This window comes from Streptomyces verrucosisporus, from assembly GCF_017114865.1.
Lineage (GTDB): Bacteria > Actinomycetota > Actinomycetes > Streptomycetales > Streptomycetaceae > Streptomyces > Streptomyces fenghuangensis.
Genome location: NZ_JADEYH010000040.1, coordinates 1 through 15,124, shown reverse-complemented (window position 1 = coordinate 15,124; position 15,124 = coordinate 1). Strand labels below are relative to the sequence as shown.

Sequence of the window (15,124 nt, the reverse complement as noted above, 5' to 3'; positions counted from 1 at the left end):
GCCCTGCGGCGGGAAAGGCGGGGCGGGTCAGGGCTTTGTGGCGACGCCGTCGTAGGCGTGCGAGTGTTCCGCGGCGGGGAGACGGTGAACGTTCTCGGTGTTGGAGGCCGCGGCACGCAATGCCTCATCCAGGGTCTCGTGGACAGGGAAGACCTTGGTCAGGCTGGTGAGGCGCAGGACCTTGCTGACACGGTCGCTGGGGATGACGCGCACGGCCCGGCCCGGCTGGGGCCGCACCTTCTTCACCGTGCTGACGAGCGCTCCCAGACAGGTGGGGTCGAGGAAGTCCACGCCGCTCATGTCCAGGACCAGGTCACCGCTGCCCTGCTCAACCAGCGCCCACAGCCGCTCGCGCAACGGCACGCCCTCGTCGACCTCTAGGGAACCGGTGATGGTGGTGATGGTGTGCGGGCCGTCGGTGTGCCAGGCCATCTGGGCGTAGCGGCTGAGGGGGATGCGGCCGTCGGTAGTGGTGTCGGTCACGGTGTCACCTGGTGGGTGAGGTGGACGGGCAGGGTCTGGTGGCCGTTGGAGATGAACGACGGCAGCGGGCGCAACTCCTCGGCTGGAACGGCCAGGGTGAGGTCGGGGAAGCGGTCGAACAGGGCCGGCAGGGCGATGCGGGCTTCCAGGCGGGCCAGTTCGGCGCCCAGGCAGTAGTGGGGGCCGTGACCGAAGGACAGGTGGTCGCGGCGGGTGGAGCGGGTGATGTCGAAGGTGCCGGCGCCCTCGCCGTGCAGGCCGGGGTCGCGGCCGACGGCGGTGTAGCTGATGACGAGGGGCTCGCCGGTACGGAAGTGGGTGCCGGTGGTCTCGTCGGTGATGTCCTCGGTGGGGAAGCGCATGATGATGTTGGCGATGGGCGGCTGGTGGCGCAGCATCTCCTCGACCGCGTCCTCCCATCGGGCCGAGCCGGCTCGGAGGGCGGTGAGCTGGCCGGGGTGGGTGAGGAGATCGACGGTGCCGTGGGTGAGGAGGTTGACGGTGGTCTCGTGGCCGGCGCCGATGAGCAGCATGAGGCTGTCCAGCAGCTCCTGGTCCGAGAGCCGGGTGCCGGTCTCCTCGTCCCGGGCGCGGATCAGGTCGGTGGTGACGTCGTCGCCGGGTCGGGCCCGCTTGGTCTCCACCAGTTCGGCCAGGAGCCGGTAGACCGCGGTGAGGTTCTCCACCGCCTGCTGGGGGGTGAGGTTGGTGGCGAACAGGGAGCCGATGGTGTCGCGGAATGCGGTGTGCATCTTCTCGGGGACGCCGAGGGCGGTGTTGACCACGGTCAGCGGCAGGATCCACGCGAAGTGGCCGCGCAGGTCCACCGGCCCGCCGGTGTCGAGGGCGGCGAGGCCGTCGAGCAGGTCGGCGGTGATCTCCTCGATGACCGGGGCCAGCGCGCGGATGCGGCGGGCGCCGAAGGCCGGGCCGATCAGGCGCCGCAGCCGGGTGTGCTCCTCACCGTAGGCGGTCAGGGCGTTGCGGGCATCGACCCAGGCTCGCAGCGGCCAGTCCTCGGGGAGCTCGGGGTAGGCGGGCCAGTGCCGCAGGGCGTCCTTGGAGACCTGGGGGTGGGTGAGCAGCCGTTTGATCAGGCCGGTGTCGGTGACCAGCCGCGCGGTGATGCCGCCGGGCAGCTCTACCAGCGGTGCCGGGCCGGCGGCGCGCAGGGTGGCGGTCTCGGTGTGGATGTCGGCCGCGTCGGGGTCGAGGCGGTAGGGATAGCAGGGCGCGGTGGGCTGGGTGCTCATGAGGTGCCTCCAGGGGCGGGCGCGGTGGTCGGAGCAGCGGTCGGGAAGGTCACGGGCAGGGCCGCCCAGCCGGAGTGGAAGGTGCCGGGGCGGCGGGTGAGCTGGTCGGCGGGCACGGCCAGGTCCAGGCCGGGCAGGCGGTCCAGCAGGTGTTCGACGGCGGTTTCGGCGATGACGCGGGCCAGGTTCGGAGCCGGGCAGCCGCGCACCCCGGTGCTGAACGCCAGGTGGGCGCGGTTCCCGGACCACTGGCGGGGGCCGGTCCCCAATCCGGGGTCGGTGTTGGCCGCGGCGAAGGAGACGAGGATGGGGACGCCCGGCTCCAGGCGGACACCGCGGTAGGTCTCCGGCTCCCGCGCGTACAGCGGGCAGTAGGTGGCCACCGGCGAGTCTGTCCACAGCACGTGGTCCATCGCGTCGGACACCGGCCGCACACCGCTGAAGACGTCTCCGCTGAACTCTTCGTCGCTGATCATCAGCAGTGTGGCGTTGGCGATGAGATTGGTCGTGGGGGTGGTGCCGGCGCCGATGACGAGGATGATCTGCTGGGCCATCTCCGCGTCCGTCAGGGCGGCGGGATGGGCCAGCAGCCAGGAGGTCACGTCCGCTCCGGGCCGGCGGCGCTTGAGGTCGGCCAGCTCCAGGCAGGCGGCCCCCAGCTCGGCGTTGATGGTGGCGGCGTCGGCGGCGGTGTCGAATAGCGCGGCGATGGCCCGCACGATCCTCATGCCCAGCTCGGGCGGGCAGCCGAACAGGGAGATGAGGGTCTGCATGGGCAGCGGGTCGGCGTAGTCGGCCATCAGATCGCCGCGGCCCTGGGCGGCGATGCGGTCGATCAGGGTGTCGGCGATGCGGGCGACGGTGGCGGCCAGGGCGTGGGTGTCCACCCGGGCCAGGCTGCCGGTGATGGCGCCGCGCAGCCGGGCATGCTCCACCCCGTCCTTCCACAACGCGTTGTCGCGGGGCTGCATCATCATCAGCGCCGGGCTGTCGGCAGGGATCTGTCCGTCGCGCAGCGCCCGCCAGTGCTGGGCGGGGTCCTTGGCGAACTTACCCGGGGTGTTGCGCAGCAGGTGGAGGGCGGCGTCGTAGGTGACGGTCAGGTAGCCGTGGACGTCGGGGGCGATCTCCACCGGGGCGATCGGCCCGATCTCTCGCAGTCGTGCGTAGGTGGCCTGCGGGTCGGCGCTGAAGGCCGGGCCGTGGATCGGCAGCGGCCACGGGCCGGCGGGTGTGGCCTGGCCGCCGTTGTAGGGGCAGCCGGGTGCGGGCGGCCGAGAGGTGCCGAAGGTGTGCGGGGTGGTCATCGGGAGGGCTCCGGGGTGGGGTCGAGCAGGTGGGACACCAGGCCGATCAGGGCGGTGAGGGAGCTGGTGCGGTCGCGGGCATCACACAGCAGCAGCGGAGTGTTCTCCTCCAGGTCCATCGCGCCGCGCAGATCCGCCACGGGGTGGGCGGGGGCGTCGGGGAACTGGTTGACGGCCACCACATACGGCAGACCGAGGTCCTCCAGCCGGTCCATGACGGGAAATCCGTCCTCCAGACGGCGGGTGTCCACCAGCACCAGCGCGCCCAGCGCCCCGTGGGCCAGGTCGGTCAGCAGGGGCCAAAACCGCTCCTGGCCGGGCGCCCCGAACAGATACAGCACGATCTTGTCGCTCAGGGCGGTACGACCGAAGTCCATCGCCACCGTGGTGCGTTCCTTGTCCGGCAGGCCCGCCAGGTCGTCGGTACCGACGGAGGCGGCGGTCATCGTCTCCTCGGTCCTCAGCGGCTCGATGTCCGACACCGCCCCGACCAGGGTGGTCTTGCCGACCCCGAAACCGCCCGCGACCAGGATCTTCACGGTCGTCTCGTCACCGCGCAGGTGGGTACCGGCCGGTTCAGAGCTGTGCGCGGAGTCCAGCAAGGACGGCCTCCAGCAGGTCTCGGTCAGGGCCCCCGGAGTGGGGCCCCGAGGGGGTGAGGATGGTGGACCGGGTGGTGATGTGGCCGTGCTCCATCAGCTCCGACAGCAGCACCCGCAGAACACTGATCGGCAGGCCCAGGTGGTGGCCGATCTCGGCCACCGACAGTGCCCCGGACTCCAGCAGGTCCAGCACCCTGCACTGCTCGGAGCCCAATTCGGCGCGCGACAGGCCCTGCACGCCGCGCACCACCAGCGTGATGTGGTCGAAATGGTTGCGGCTGGGGGCGAACCGGCCGCCGGTGACCACATACGGCCGTACCAGTCCGGCGCTCCGGTCCCGCCGGGGGCGGGTCACGACTGCGGGCCTGCGGCGCTCCGGGCGCCCACGCCCATCACGCGGCCGATCCGGTCAACCGTCTTCTGCGCGGCGTAGGACAGGGTCTCGACGTCAGCGTTTCGCTTGGCGGCCACCACCAGGTAGGTGTCCTCTCCAGCGGCCATGCCCACCAGGTAGCCGTCCCCGTACTGGATCAGGGTCAGCTCCAGGGGACTGTCGGAGCAGTCGGCGAAGGCCGCCCCCTGCCTACTCAGGGCCAGCAGGCCCGACGCGGCGGCGGCCATCGTGTCGGCCAGGTTCCGCTCCACCCCGTTCGAGGTGGTCACCACCAGACCGTCACGGGAGACCAGCACGGCCCGCAGAACCCCCGGGAGTGCCTCGATCAGCTCCGTGTCCAGGATGCGGCCGAGGTCGGCAGCCTTGCTGTGGTGTGCGCTCATCGCGTGGTGTTCCCTTCATCGGCGGGAGAGGCGGTTGGGGTTGACCTGTGGTCCTGGGCGGCGCGGCGGCCCCGGGCAAACGCCCCGAGGGTGCCCGCCTCGGTGGGGGACTGCATGGGTGGTTGCCGCGGCCGCACCGGTTCGGCGGCATGCCGGGCCCGGCGTCGGCGCTGCGGCAGGCCACCGGGCCGCTCCGCGGGCACGGGAGCCTGGGACGCGACGGCGGGTGCGGCCTGTGGGGCGGGTGCGGCCGACGGCGGGGACGGCTGGGTCTGCCGGGCGGCGGGGGTCGCCAGCCGGTCGTTGGGCAGGTAGACCACGGCCCGCACCCCGCCGTAGACGGACTCCTGGTCCGCGCTGACCCGGAATCCGTACCGGGCCGCGAGTACACCGGTCACTGAGATCCCGAAGCGGGGAGGGTTGGGCATCTGCGTCAGCAGCACCGGCGCCTGGCCCGACAGCCGCGCCGTCACCCGCGCCCTCTCCTCCGGAGTGAGGCCGATCCCGGCGTCCTCGATGACGATCGTGACCCCGTTGTGGCCGGTGGTGAACGCCACCTGCACGTGGGTGCTGGGGCTGGAGTGGCGGGCGGCGTTGTCCAGCAGTTCGGCCAGCGCGAGGATCACGGCCTCGACCGCCTGACTGCTCACCAGAAGCAGCGGCTCACCGGTGATCCTGACGCGCTGGTAGTCCCGGATGCGGGAGACCGCGCCGCGCACCACGTCCAGCAGCGGGGAGTCCTCGCGCTGCCGGCCGGGCCAGGACCGAGATGACCTGCACGCGGCGGCCGAGCTGGCTGGCGGTGTGGTCGATCCGGCTGACATCCTCCAGCACCTTCGGGTCGTCGTGCCGCTCCAGCATCGCCCAGACCGCTGCCTGCACCTCCTGGACCAGAGCGGCCATCGACCGCGAGGTGGTCGCCACCGCCGCCCGCGCCGCGTCCTCCGCCCGCCGGGCGGCCTGCTCCGGAACCTCGCCGAGCGCCACGAGCACCGCGTCCAACGCGGCAGCGAACCGGGTGCCCTCCAGCTCCGGATGCAGCAGCCTGGGCACCTCACGACTCTGGCCGTCCCACAGCCCCGCCACCCCGGCCGGCACCCGCTCACCGGCCAGGTGCCACGCCTCGCCCTCGGCCGCGTTCAGGGTGCGGTCAAGCTGCCGGATCCGCTCCTCACGCTGCCGGAGGGCGGTGGCATGCTGCCGCTCCAGACGGCACCGGGCCAGCACCTGCCGTATCAGCGCCACCACCACGGCAGCGAGCAGGACGGCCAACACTGCCGTCACCAACAGGTTCATCACAGTCCTTACGAAGCGAAGTCGGGTGGAAAGCCGCCGGGGTGCGAGCGGTATCCGTGTCGTGGGCGTCGGGGGAAGCCGCACGGCCCGGGGGTGCATCGCACCCCGGCGGCCAGTCTCGGGAAGAGCCGCCGGTCAGGGCACGGCGGCGATGGCGGCCCACGCGGCAGACGCGGACAGCGGCAGCTCACCGGTCAGGTGGTCGGGCAGCCACACCCCGGTCGGGGCGATGCCGGGCTCCAGCAACTCGAGCCCGCCCAGGAGATCGGCGATCTCCCGCCGGGTGCGGTGCCACAAAGGCAGGCCCGCGGCAGCGCACAGCATGGCCTCGTGCCGGGCGTCCTGAGGCCGCAGATCCGCGGCCGGGTGAGTGACGGACACACAGCTCCCAGGCGGCAGCCAGCCCCGCAACGCGGCGAGCAGCGCGGCGACCGCATCGTCACCGAGCAGGTGCAGCACCGCGTGCACCAATACCCCCACCGGCCGGCCCGGGACGAGGACCTCGGCAGCTTCGGGCGAGGACAGCACCGTCTCCGTCTGCCGGATGTCGGCCAGCAGGTGCGCGGCCACGGCCGGCAGCTGGGGGGTCATCAGTGCCTGGGCGTGGGCGATGACATGAGGGTCGTGATCGACGTACAGGAATCGCACGCCGGGATGCCGAACAGCGGCCGTCTCATGCAGGCTCTCCCCGTACGGCAGGCCGCACCCCAGGTCGAGGAACTGATCGATGCCCCGGTCGGCCATGAGCTGGACGGCTCGATGGCCGAAGGATCGGTTGATCTGCGCGGCCGTCTCCAGCCCCGGCGCGACCGCCAACAGCTCCGCGGCGAGGAGCCGATCACACTCGTAGTGGTCCTTCCCGTCCAGCAGGAGGTTGGACAGGCGGGCCGAACTGGGCCTACGGGACGGTTCCACCGGCCCGTAGGCCAGAGGCGCGGCGGCAGGGAAGGCGACTGTGTTCATGCCGCGCTCCGGCCGGAAACCTCGGGCACCGGACGGCCGGCATCCTGGAGCCGGTGCGGGAGGACGACCTGGCCGTCGGCGAGCAGCAGGCCGGTGTCTTCGAACAACACGGCGCCGTCACTCCGCAGCGCCCAGCCCTGCTCGGGGTGATGCACCACGAGGCGGGCGTTCTCCTCACTGGTGTCCGCAGGCGGGCAGGGAGGCTGGTGCTGGCACACAGATCGGTCCTTTCGAAACGGTGCGGGAAGTTCTCGGGGCGAGCGGGGCACGGCCACCGCACGGCGGAACAGGGAGGGGCTCGGTGCGTTATCCGCCGAAGTAGAAGGTGAGGAGCGGCCACAGGCCCCATACGCCGAAGCTCAGGAGGATTCCCCAGACCAGAAGGGCTCCGAGGTTCTGTGTCGCCGAGCGCCAGGCGCTCCCAAGGCACCCGGCCCGGTCGCTGCTCTCACCGGGCATGGGAGACCCCTGTACAGATGCGGCGGTGCGGGCAGGTGTATGACGGGCTACCGCTGACCGCCGCGGTGGGAAGGAAGCGGACCGCACGGGCCCGCCAAGCGATCTCGTCCCCGTCCCGGTAGATCGTCAGCGAACAGGACCGTCCCCGACCCAAGCGGGCGAAGTCCTCCAGGGAGGCGGGGCCGTGCCCCCAGTGGTCGAGCACGTATCCGCGCTGGAGACGACCGAGGGTCGGCGTCACCGTCTGCACCGAACTCCGCATCCAGCGGATGGCCGCGCAGGGGGAGGGGGCCGCATACGCGTCCCACCGCCGCTCTGTCCGCCGCCTCGTGCCAATGCCGCTCTCAATGGTGACGAGCGCCTCGCACCACACTCCTGCAAGGGCGAGCGGGGCAAGCACACTGTGTTCCGTGGTCTGTGGTGTGGCGGACGGCGCGTCGAGGAGACCGATGGTGGTCGGCACAAGGTGGGACGTTGCCGAAATCACCGGGTTCCTCCTTTCTGTGGCCGAGCACGGCGAGAAGTGGATACGTTGAGCGAACCGCGAATCACGCGGAGTGGGTATGCCGTCGAGGGCGGTAGTGCTGCTAAATCTGCTAAAGATCGTTTTGCGCATGGGGGTGCACCGTGGCGCGTACGCGGAACACCAAGCTCGCGGCCGTGATCGCACAGACCGGCTGGTCGCAGGCCCAAGTCGCCGCACAGTTCGTCCGGGTCGCCGCCGAGAGCGGCGTCGAGGAGTGGACGGGGGCGACCCGCTCGCACATCTCCCAATGGATCCTGGGAACCCGACCGAGCGGCCAGGCGCCCGCTATCTTGTGCGAGACGCTGTCCCGGGGACTGAAGCGCCCGGTCACGCCGGCCGACATCGGTCTTTCCGATCCGGACCCGGCTGCCGCCACGGCGCCCGACTGGGCCGTCGATACGCTGGTCGCGCTGAACGCTTTGGGGAGACAGGACTTGGACATGGAGCGCCGACAGGTCCTGGGGACCGCCGCATACTCGGTGGCTGGTCTCGCCCTGCCCACCCAGATGTGGTGGCAGCAGGCACCCCAGCGCGCCGGCGCACGCGGAGGCGCGTCCGGACGCAAGGTCGGTGACAGCGAGGTCGAGGCCATCGAGGAGATGGGGGGCTTCTTCTCCCGCCGTGACCAGCGCCACGGCGGCGGCCACGGCCGTACCGCCGTCGTCGCCTACCTGGCCTCCGACGTCGCCGACCGCCTCAATGGCTCCTGTGCCAGCGAGCAGACGCGGCGCCGCTTGTTCTCCGCCGCCGGCGAGCTGGCCTACCTCAGCGGCTGGATGGCCTTCGACGACTCCCAGCACGCCATCGCCCAGCGCTACTTCGCCCTCGCTGTGAAACTGGCCGCCGAGGCCGGTAACCCGGCACTGGCCGCGCACATCCTGCGGGCCATGGCCCACCAGGCCGTCGACCTCGGCCATCCGCAACAGGCCCTGAACCTGGCCGCGGCCTCCGTGGACGGCGAGCGCTACCGCCTGGCCACCCCACGGGAGAAGGCCCTGCTCGGCGTCGTCCACGCCCGAGCCCTGGCCGCCGCCGGACAGAAGCGGGAAGCGGCCGCCGCGCTGCTGCGCGCCGAGGACGACCTCGCCAACGCCCACGACGGCATCGAGGACCCGGAACGGGTCTTCTTCTTCGGCGAGGCCAGCCTCGCGCACGAAACCGCCTGCACCCTGCGCGACCTCGGCGATCTCACCGGAGCCCAGAAGCAGTTCCACCGCAGCGTGCGCACCCGCAAGGCAGCGGACTTCAGCCGGACCCACGCCGTCACCCTGGGCTACCTCGGCGCCATCGAAGCCCGCCAGGGCAACGTGGAAGCCGCCTGCGCCACCTGGTCGCGGGCCCTGGACGCGATGAGCGGAGTCCAGTCCGGGCGAGCGCGCGAGACGGTTCTGACCATGCGCCGGGTCGTCTCGCCCTTCCGGAACCGCGGCATCGGCGCGGTCGCCGAACTCGACGCCCGCACCGCCGCCCTGCTGCGCACGGGCAGTTGAGCCGGCACCACCCGACCACGACCGGGGCACGCCGGCCCCGGTCCTCTCCACGACAGGAAGGCCAACCGCATGACGGAGACATTCGAGGTCCGGAGCATCGCGACCGTCGTGGGCGGGCGTAAGGAGCCCACCGACGACTTCTGGGGCGGAACCCAGTCCGTCATCCGGCTTCACCCCGAGTACCCCGTCGAGACCCTCCAGGGCATCGAGGAGTTCAGCCACCTCGCGGTGGTCTTCCACTTCCACCTGGTCAGCCGGGCTGAGGAGCACATCGGCGTCCGCAGCCCCCGGAACAACCCCGATTGGCCGGAGACCGGCACCTTCGTACACCGCAACATGCGCCGCCCGAACCGACTCGGCCTTGCCTTCCCCCGCCTGCTCAAGGTCGACGGGCGCGACCTGCACGTCACCGACCTGGACGCCGTCGACGGCACCCCGGTCATCGACCTCGCGCCCTGGTTCAACGAGTTCGGACCCCGAGGGGAGGTACGGCAACCGAGCTGGTCCACCGAGATGCTCCAGGACTACTGGAAGACCCCGGAGCAACGCTGAACGAGAGTGCCGCCTTCGTGTCTGAACCAGGCAGCCGGGTGCCTCGGCGCTCATGTACGAGCCCGGGTGCCGACGCCATCGGGCAACTGCCTCTGCCGGAAGAGTCGGCCCGGCGGAACGGGCAGCGCTGTGTGGCGGCGGGCCGTACTGCTCAGTGTGATCGTGGGGTGCGTCAAGGCTTATCACCCCAGCTCCCCCGTTCCGCGCAGAGCCGGCCGCTTCAGACCCGCTGCTGTAGGCAGCAGGCTTCGAATGACCAAGCTCCGTTCGGCGGCGGAGCGGCCGGCGTCGGCACGGGCGGAGGAGCTGGCTGTGGCAGGCATCGCGTTCCCTTGGTTACGGCAAGCTGTTGTGCCGCAACGTAGAGCGAGGTACAACCCTGGCGAGTACGCAAAGTGCGTGCCCTGAGACCGGGGGCTGCCGTGGACACTGAACACATCGGCCGACGCATCGCCTACTGGCGAGAGAGACGGGGTTACACCCAGAGCGACTTCGGGCGTCTCATGGGCAAGTCCCGGCGCTGGGTGCAAGACCTCGAAGGCGGGCAGCGACAGACCGACCCACGCCTGTCGGTGCTCCAGCGTGCGGCCAACGTCCTTCGCATCCCCCTGGAACGCCTCATGACGGATAACCCCACACCTCCGCCCGGCCCCGCCACGGCACTGCCTGCCGAAGTGGCGGCGCTGGCCGACTCCCTCCACGCTCCCGCCCAAGGCGGTCGCGTCGTCGACCTGGCCGGCCTGCGGCGGCGCGTCACCTTCTGCTGCCAGGCATGGGCCTCGTGTCACTACACCGCCGCCGCACGCGACCTTCCCGCGGCCCTCGCCGACGCGCATCGCACCGCCGCGGTGAGCAGCGAAGCCGCGGTGCTGCTGTCCCGCGCCTACCAGCTCACCGCGTCACTGCTGTTCAAGTACGGGGCACTTGCCCGTACCCCGGCCGTCCTCGCCGCCGATCGGGCCCTCGCCGCCGCCGAGACATCCGGCGATCCCGTGGCCATCGGCGCAGCCGTCCGACGGGTTGCCCGTGGCCTCATCCACCAGCAGCGGTATGCCACCGCAACCGACTACGCCACCGCCACCGCAACCGCCTTGCGCCCCGACCTGGAACGCTCCGGTCCGGCCGGGCTGTCCGCCCTGGGCATGCTGTACCTGGTGGCCGCCGTCGGTGCGACCGGGAGCGGCCGGTCCCCGCAGGCCGTAGCCACCACGGCTGACCGGCTCGGCGAAGCCGGGGAAATCGCCGCTCGACAAGGCGAGGACGGGGCGGACTTCACCGGCTTCGGCCCCACCAACGTGCGACTCCACGAGGTGGACACGCTGCTGCGGCTGGACGACGCGTGGTCCGCGGTCGAGGCGGCACAGCGGATCGACGCGACGGCGCTCGCCGGGCTGGGCAGAGAACGGCAGGCACGGCATCTGGTGACCACCGCACGCGCCGCGGCCCTGACCAGGCGCCGTGAGGACGCCGTCCGGGACCTGCTGGAGGCAGAGCGACTTGCTCCCGAAGAGGTCCGGCGGCCGTCCGTGACGCGGTTGGTCGGTGACCTCGTAGAGCTCGTGCCCGCCCCAGGCCCGGAGTTGACCGGTCTCGTCCGACGGTGTGGACTTCGGTCATGACCCGAGTGCTCTACCTGATCGCCTGCGCGGCCGGTCCCACGCAGTACCTCGACCAGGCCGTACGGCTCGCCCAGGGACGCGGCTGGGACGTGTGCGCCATCCTCACGCCGTCGGCCGCCGCCTGGTGGGAGCCGCAGATGGAGGAGCTGGAGAAGCTCACCGGCCACCCGGTGCGGTCCCGGTACAAGCTGCCGTGGGAGAAGGACGCGCTGCCGAAGGCGGACGCGATGCTGGTCGCCCCGCTGTCGTGCACCAGCTTGAACAAGTGGGGCGCGGGTATCGCGGACACGGTGGCGCTGGGTATCCCGTCGGAGGCGGTGCACATGGGTGTGCCGGTGGCGGCGATGCCGTTCTTCAACCAGGCGCAGGCCGCGCAGCCCGCCGTGCCGCGCAGCGTGGAGGCGCTCCGATCGCAGGGCGTGCGGGTCCTGTTGGGCGAGGACGGGTACGAGCCGCACCCACCGAAGACGGGCAACGCCCGGGCCTTTCCGTGGGAGCGGGCCCTGGACGCGGTGGAGGACATGCTTCCCGGCGGGAACTGATCGCCAGGAAACGAGCACACGGTAGTGCGGGGCTTCGGCGTAGTCGCGTGACGCCCTGTTCGTGGGGATCTGCTCCCATCGGCGTCCGCGGAGCGTGACAGGCACAGCTTCCAGGATCATGGAGTTCTCTACCCTCTTCCGTGATTCGAGTGGAAGACCGTGCCTGCCGACGCATCATCGCTGATCCCGCCTGTCCTTGACCAACTGCGTGAGAGTTCGCGGGGCGGACCTGAGGAGGTTCTGGGCCTGCTGGAGTGGCCGGCCGAGGTGCCCGACCCCGCGGGATCCACGCGAGGTGCGCCACCGCCTGGCCGTCGTGCTCGCACTGACCGCGTGCGCGGGGCTGGCAGGAGCGACCTCGTTGGCGGACGCCTTCGAGGTGCTGCTGGGCACCGGCATGCGGCGCGGGGGGCCTGGGCCTGCACTGGCCCGAGGTCCCCCTTCAGGAGAAGGTGCTGCTGGTGCGCTGGAACCTGACCGCCGTGGACAACAACCGCCTCTTCCCGGGCCACCCCAAGACCCGCGCCGGCCGGAACCGGGTCAGCCTGTCCCCGCGGGTGGCGCAGGCACTGGGCCGCCGGGCCGAGGCCGCCCGCGCGGCGCTGGGGCCGCAGGCTCTGCTGGAGGGGCTGGTGTTCTGCCGGCCCGACGGCTCGCCGTTGCGTCCTCAGCAGGTGCTGGTGGCCCTGCGCCGCCGGGCCGCGGAGATCGGTCTGCCCAGGATCGGGGTGCACGACCTGCGGCACACGGCCGCCACGATCATGATCAGCTCCGGTGTACCGCCGGCGGTGGTCTCCAAGACGCTGCGGCACTCGACGCTGTCCACCACGGTCAACCTCTACGGCCACCTGCTGCCCCACGCCGCCCGGGACGCGGTGCGGGCCCTGGGCCGCGCACTGGAGCGCGCCGACCGCGACCACGGGCCGACCGGAACGGCTCAGGCCGCATGAGCTGAGGCGCCGGACGATGAGCAGAGGCCTGGTTGCCCTGGATGGTTGCATCACCTTTGCGGCGCGGTGGACAAGAACCCCTCGTGATGAAGGATGGTGCTGTGGTCTCCGCGCTCGACAGAGTTGCGTAACCGGCCTTCTTCATCTCTTCCAGGGAGGGAAACCTGATGCGATGTCAGCCCATAGGATGCTTCCTGGCGTACCTGCGAGACGATAGTCAAGGATAGTATGCGCCATATGGCAGAGATGTCGGTTTCTTTGAAACTGTTCAGAAAACGAGCTTCCGGCGGATAAACCTGCAGGTCATTCAGTCTGCTCCCCGCACCCGCGGGGATGGTCCCGACACGGTGAGCATGTCCGCCTTGTCGTGGTCCTGCTCCCCGCACCCGCGGGGATGGTCCTCGTGCTCGCTGGTCATGCGAAGGAGTCTCGTGCTGCTCCCCGCACCCGCGGGGATGGTCCCGCGGTGCTCAAGGAAGACAAGAACGGTGCACGCTGCTCCCCGCACCCGCGGGGATGGTCCCTAAGCCAACGAGCGTGACGGGGTTCATTGACGCTGCTCCCCGCACCCGCGGGGATGGTCCCTAGAGCGCAACGGATGCCGGGGCCGCAGGCGGCTGCTCCCCGCACCCGCGGGGATGGTCCCGAGTATGGTACGCAGTTCCGCAAGATGGGGCTCTGCTCCCCGCACCCGCGGGGATGGTCCCAAGGCGCAAGACCTTTCGGACACCTTCAACGACTGCTCCCCGCACCCGCGGGGATGGTCCCCAGGCTCCGGCTCGCTGTCGCGCTCCGCGAAGTCGCTGCTCCCCGCACCCGCGGGGATGGTCCCCACAAGACCACCGCCGCGGCCCTCAAGCAGACCTGCTCCCCGCACCCGCGGGGATGGTCCCGGCCGTGCCGCGCGCGCGCGGAACCCGTACACCTGCTCCCCGCACCCGCGGGGATGGTCCCGGCCTGAATCTGCTGCACACCTTGGTAATAGGCTGCTCCCCGCACCCGCGGGGATGGTCCCGCCCGATGGGGCACCACGGAGGGCCGGGCCGTCTGCTCCCCGCACCCGCGGGGATGGTCCCGACCGTGACCAGGGCGGCCGGGTCGGCGAAGTCTGCTCCCCGCACCCGCGGGGATGGTCCCCCCACATTGCCGCCCGAGTACGTCGAGCAGATCTGCTCCCCGCACCCGCGGGGATGGTCCCGCGCCGAACCCCTTGGACTCGGCCAGGGCGCGCTGCTCCCCGCACCCGCGGGGATGGTCCCTCTCCGCCGGTACCGACAGTACCGACGATCAACTGCTCCCCGCACCCGCGGGGATGGTCCCTGCTGTGCTACCCACGTCTGTTCGATACAGCGCTGCTCCCCGCACCCGCGGGGATGGTCCTATCAGGAGGCATGAATGCCGTTCGAGGACAACCTGCTCCCCGCACCCGCGGGGATGGTCCCCATCGACGTGCTCGGCGAGGAAGTACAGTTCGCTGCTCCCCGCACCCGCGGGGATGGTCCCGAGCGCCGCTCCTACTGACCACGACACGCCGACTGCTCCCCGCACCCGCGGGGATGGTCCCGGGCCTGGGCAGGGCGCATCGTTCGATCCGGACTGCTCCCCGCACCCGCGGGGATGGTCCCGGCAGCCACGGCAGGGCCCGCGCGCAGGACCGCTGCTCCCCGCACCCGCGGGGATGGTCCCCGTTGCCGCGTTGGAGATGAGAGGAGCTGCCACTGCTCCCCGCACCCGCGGGGATGGTCCCGGCCGCAGGGTCGCCCAGCTCAACGCCACGTGCTGCTCCCCGCACCCGCGGGGATGGTCCCTCGCCCGCCACCGGCACATAGGTGGTGTCCGGCTGCTCCCCGCACCCGCGGGGATGGTCCCATCACGTCACACAGAAGGGCGTCGGCCCGCTCCTGCTCCCCGCACCCGCGGGGATGGGTCCCGCCCTGACGGTCGGGGACATCCTGGCGCTCCCCTGCTCCCCGCACCCGCGGGGATGGTCCACCGTGCTGGTCAGGTTGATCGGGGCGAGCGTGCTGCTCCCCGCACCCGCGGGGATGGTCCCACGGCCCGCTCGATCGCGCACGCGGCGTCGAGCTGCTCCCCGCACCCGCGGGGATGGTCCCAGGGTCAGCGCGGCCTCCACCGTGCGCGGGGCCTGCTCCCCGCACTCGCGGGGATGGTCCCCGCACCGGCAAGGCCGCCCGCGTGCTCGCCGCCTGCTCCCCGCACCCGCGGGGATGGTCCCTACACCTCCTCCAACGATGAGGGCTCGGCGGTCTGCTCCCCGCACCCGTGGGGATGGTCCCTGCCACGA

15 protein-coding genes and 1 CRISPR repeat array are annotated in these 15,124 nt (G+C 71.5%); of the genes, 5 read left to right on the top strand and 10 right to left on the bottom strand.

Translation table 11 applies throughout. From position 1 onward, the window contains the following. Positions 1 to 27: 27 nt before the first annotated feature. The 10 genes from IQ279_RS25745 to IQ279_RS25700 all read right to left on the bottom strand — a co-directional run bounded on the left by IQ279_RS25745 (position 28) and on the right by IQ279_RS25700 (position 6,899). Positions 28 to 483 (bottom strand): STAS domain-containing protein, encoded by a 456-nt coding sequence (locus IQ279_RS25745; RefSeq protein ID WP_307792541.1) that lies wholly within the window; start codon positions 481 to 483, stop codon positions 28 to 30. Beyond that, positions 480 to 1,736 (bottom strand): cytochrome P450 family protein, encoded by a 1,257-nt coding sequence (locus tag IQ279_RS25740; protein WP_206351720.1) that lies wholly within the window; start codon positions 1,734 to 1,736, stop codon positions 480 to 482. The genes IQ279_RS25745 and IQ279_RS25740 overlap by 4 nt, the downstream gene beginning before the upstream one ends. Next, a complete protein-coding gene (locus IQ279_RS25735) occupies positions 1,733 to 3,043 on the bottom strand; it encodes a cytochrome P450 family protein (RefSeq protein WP_206351719.1) in 1,311 nt (436 codons plus the stop codon). Before IQ279_RS25735 ends, IQ279_RS25740 begins: the two co-directional genes overlap by 4 nt. Further along, positions 3,040 to 3,642, bottom strand: coding sequence for a GTP-binding protein (locus IQ279_RS25730; RefSeq protein WP_241028758.1), 603 nt, complete (start codon positions 3,640 to 3,642; stop codon positions 3,040 to 3,042). Before IQ279_RS25730 ends, IQ279_RS25735 begins: the two co-directional genes overlap by 4 nt. Then, positions 3,620 to 4,000: a DUF742 domain-containing protein gene (locus IQ279_RS25725; RefSeq protein WP_206351717.1), complete on the bottom strand. Its 381-nt coding sequence runs from the start codon at positions 3,998 to 4,000 to the stop codon at positions 3,620 to 3,622. The genes IQ279_RS25730 and IQ279_RS25725 overlap by 23 nt, the downstream gene beginning before the upstream one ends. Continuing rightward, entirely contained in the window at positions 3,997 to 4,422 is a 426-nt protein-coding gene (locus tag IQ279_RS25720; RefSeq protein ID WP_206351716.1) for a roadblock/LC7 domain-containing protein, read from the bottom strand. Before IQ279_RS25720 ends, IQ279_RS25725 begins: the two co-directional genes overlap by 4 nt. Next, positions 4,419 to 5,144, bottom strand: coding sequence for an ATP-binding protein (locus IQ279_RS25715; protein WP_206351715.1), 726 nt, complete (start codon positions 5,142 to 5,144; stop codon positions 4,419 to 4,421). The genes IQ279_RS25720 and IQ279_RS25715 overlap by 4 nt, the downstream gene beginning before the upstream one ends. Beyond that, positions 5,086 to 5,706: a hypothetical protein gene (locus tag IQ279_RS28725; protein WP_206351714.1), complete on the bottom strand. Its 621-nt coding sequence runs from the start codon at positions 5,704 to 5,706 to the stop codon at positions 5,086 to 5,088. The genes IQ279_RS25715 and IQ279_RS28725 overlap by 59 nt, the downstream gene beginning before the upstream one ends. Before the next feature lie 147 nt (positions 5,707 to 5,853). Then, complete coding sequence (locus IQ279_RS25705) at positions 5,854 to 6,681, bottom strand: SAM-dependent methyltransferase (protein ID WP_206351713.1); 828 nt, start codon at positions 6,679 to 6,681, stop codon at positions 5,854 to 5,856. Then, positions 6,678 to 6,899 (bottom strand): DUF5999 family protein, encoded by a 222-nt coding sequence (locus IQ279_RS25700; RefSeq protein ID WP_206351712.1) that lies wholly within the window; start codon positions 6,897 to 6,899, stop codon positions 6,678 to 6,680. Before IQ279_RS25700 ends, IQ279_RS25705 begins: the two co-directional genes overlap by 4 nt. Before the next feature lie 901 nt (positions 6,900 to 7,800). Between IQ279_RS25700 and IQ279_RS25695 the strand changes: the two genes are divergently transcribed. The 5 genes from IQ279_RS25695 to IQ279_RS25675 all read left to right on the top strand — a co-directional run bounded on the left by IQ279_RS25695 (position 7,801) and on the right by IQ279_RS25675 (position 12,819). Continuing rightward, entirely contained in the window at positions 7,801 to 9,156 is a 1,356-nt protein-coding gene (locus tag IQ279_RS25695) for an NsdA family TPR-like regulatory protein (RefSeq protein ID WP_307792540.1), read from the top strand. Positions 9,157 to 9,225: 69 nt separating this feature from the next. Beyond that, positions 9,226 to 9,708 carry an SAM-dependent methyltransferase gene (locus IQ279_RS25690; protein WP_206351710.1) on the top strand — a complete coding sequence of 161 codons (483 nt, stop codon included), beginning with the start codon at positions 9,226 to 9,228 and terminating at the stop codon, positions 9,706 to 9,708. A gap of 422 nt (positions 9,709 to 10,130) precedes the next feature. Next, positions 10,131 to 11,327 (top strand): helix-turn-helix domain-containing protein, encoded by a 1,197-nt coding sequence (locus tag IQ279_RS28570; protein ID WP_206351709.1) that lies wholly within the window; start codon positions 10,131 to 10,133, stop codon positions 11,325 to 11,327. Beyond that, positions 11,324 to 11,869 (top strand): flavoprotein, encoded by a 546-nt coding sequence (locus IQ279_RS25680; RefSeq protein WP_206351708.1) that lies wholly within the window; start codon positions 11,324 to 11,326, stop codon positions 11,867 to 11,869. The genes IQ279_RS28570 and IQ279_RS25680 overlap by 4 nt, the downstream gene beginning before the upstream one ends. Before the next feature lie 413 nt (positions 11,870 to 12,282). Continuing rightward, positions 12,283 to 12,819, top strand: a complete 537-nt coding sequence (locus IQ279_RS25675) for a site-specific integrase (RefSeq protein ID WP_372445240.1) — start codon at positions 12,283 to 12,285, stop codon at positions 12,817 to 12,819. Between the two features lie 312 nt (positions 12,820 to 13,131). Then, positions 13,132 to 15,116: direct repeats of the CRISPR family, unit length 29 nt; unit sequence CTGCTCCCCGCACCCGCGGGGATGGTCCC. Positions 15,117 to 15,124: the final 8 nt, after the last annotated feature.

Bases quoted from the DNA above. Each gene is read 5' to 3' on its own strand.
- IQ279_RS25735 (WP_206351719.1), bottom strand. From the start codon at position 3,043: ATGACCACCCCGCACACCTTCGGCACCTCTCGGCCGCCCGCACCCGGC.
- IQ279_RS25690 (WP_206351710.1), top strand. From the start codon at position 9,226: ATGACGGAGACATTCGAGGTCCGGAGCATCGCGACCGTCGTGGGCGGG.
- IQ279_RS25720 (WP_206351716.1), bottom strand. From the start codon at position 4,422: ATGAGCGCACACCACAGCAAGGCTGCCGACCTCGGCCGCATCCTGGAC.
- IQ279_RS25680 (WP_206351708.1), top strand. From the start codon at position 11,324: ATGACCCGAGTGCTCTACCTGATCGCCTGCGCGGCCGGTCCCACGCAG.
- IQ279_RS25740 (WP_206351720.1), bottom strand. From the start codon at position 1,736: ATGAGCACCCAGCCCACCGCGCCCTGCTATCCCTACCGCCTCGACCCC.
- IQ279_RS25705 (WP_206351713.1), bottom strand. From the start codon at position 6,681: ATGAACACAGTCGCCTTCCCTGCCGCCGCGCCTCTGGCCTACGGGCCG.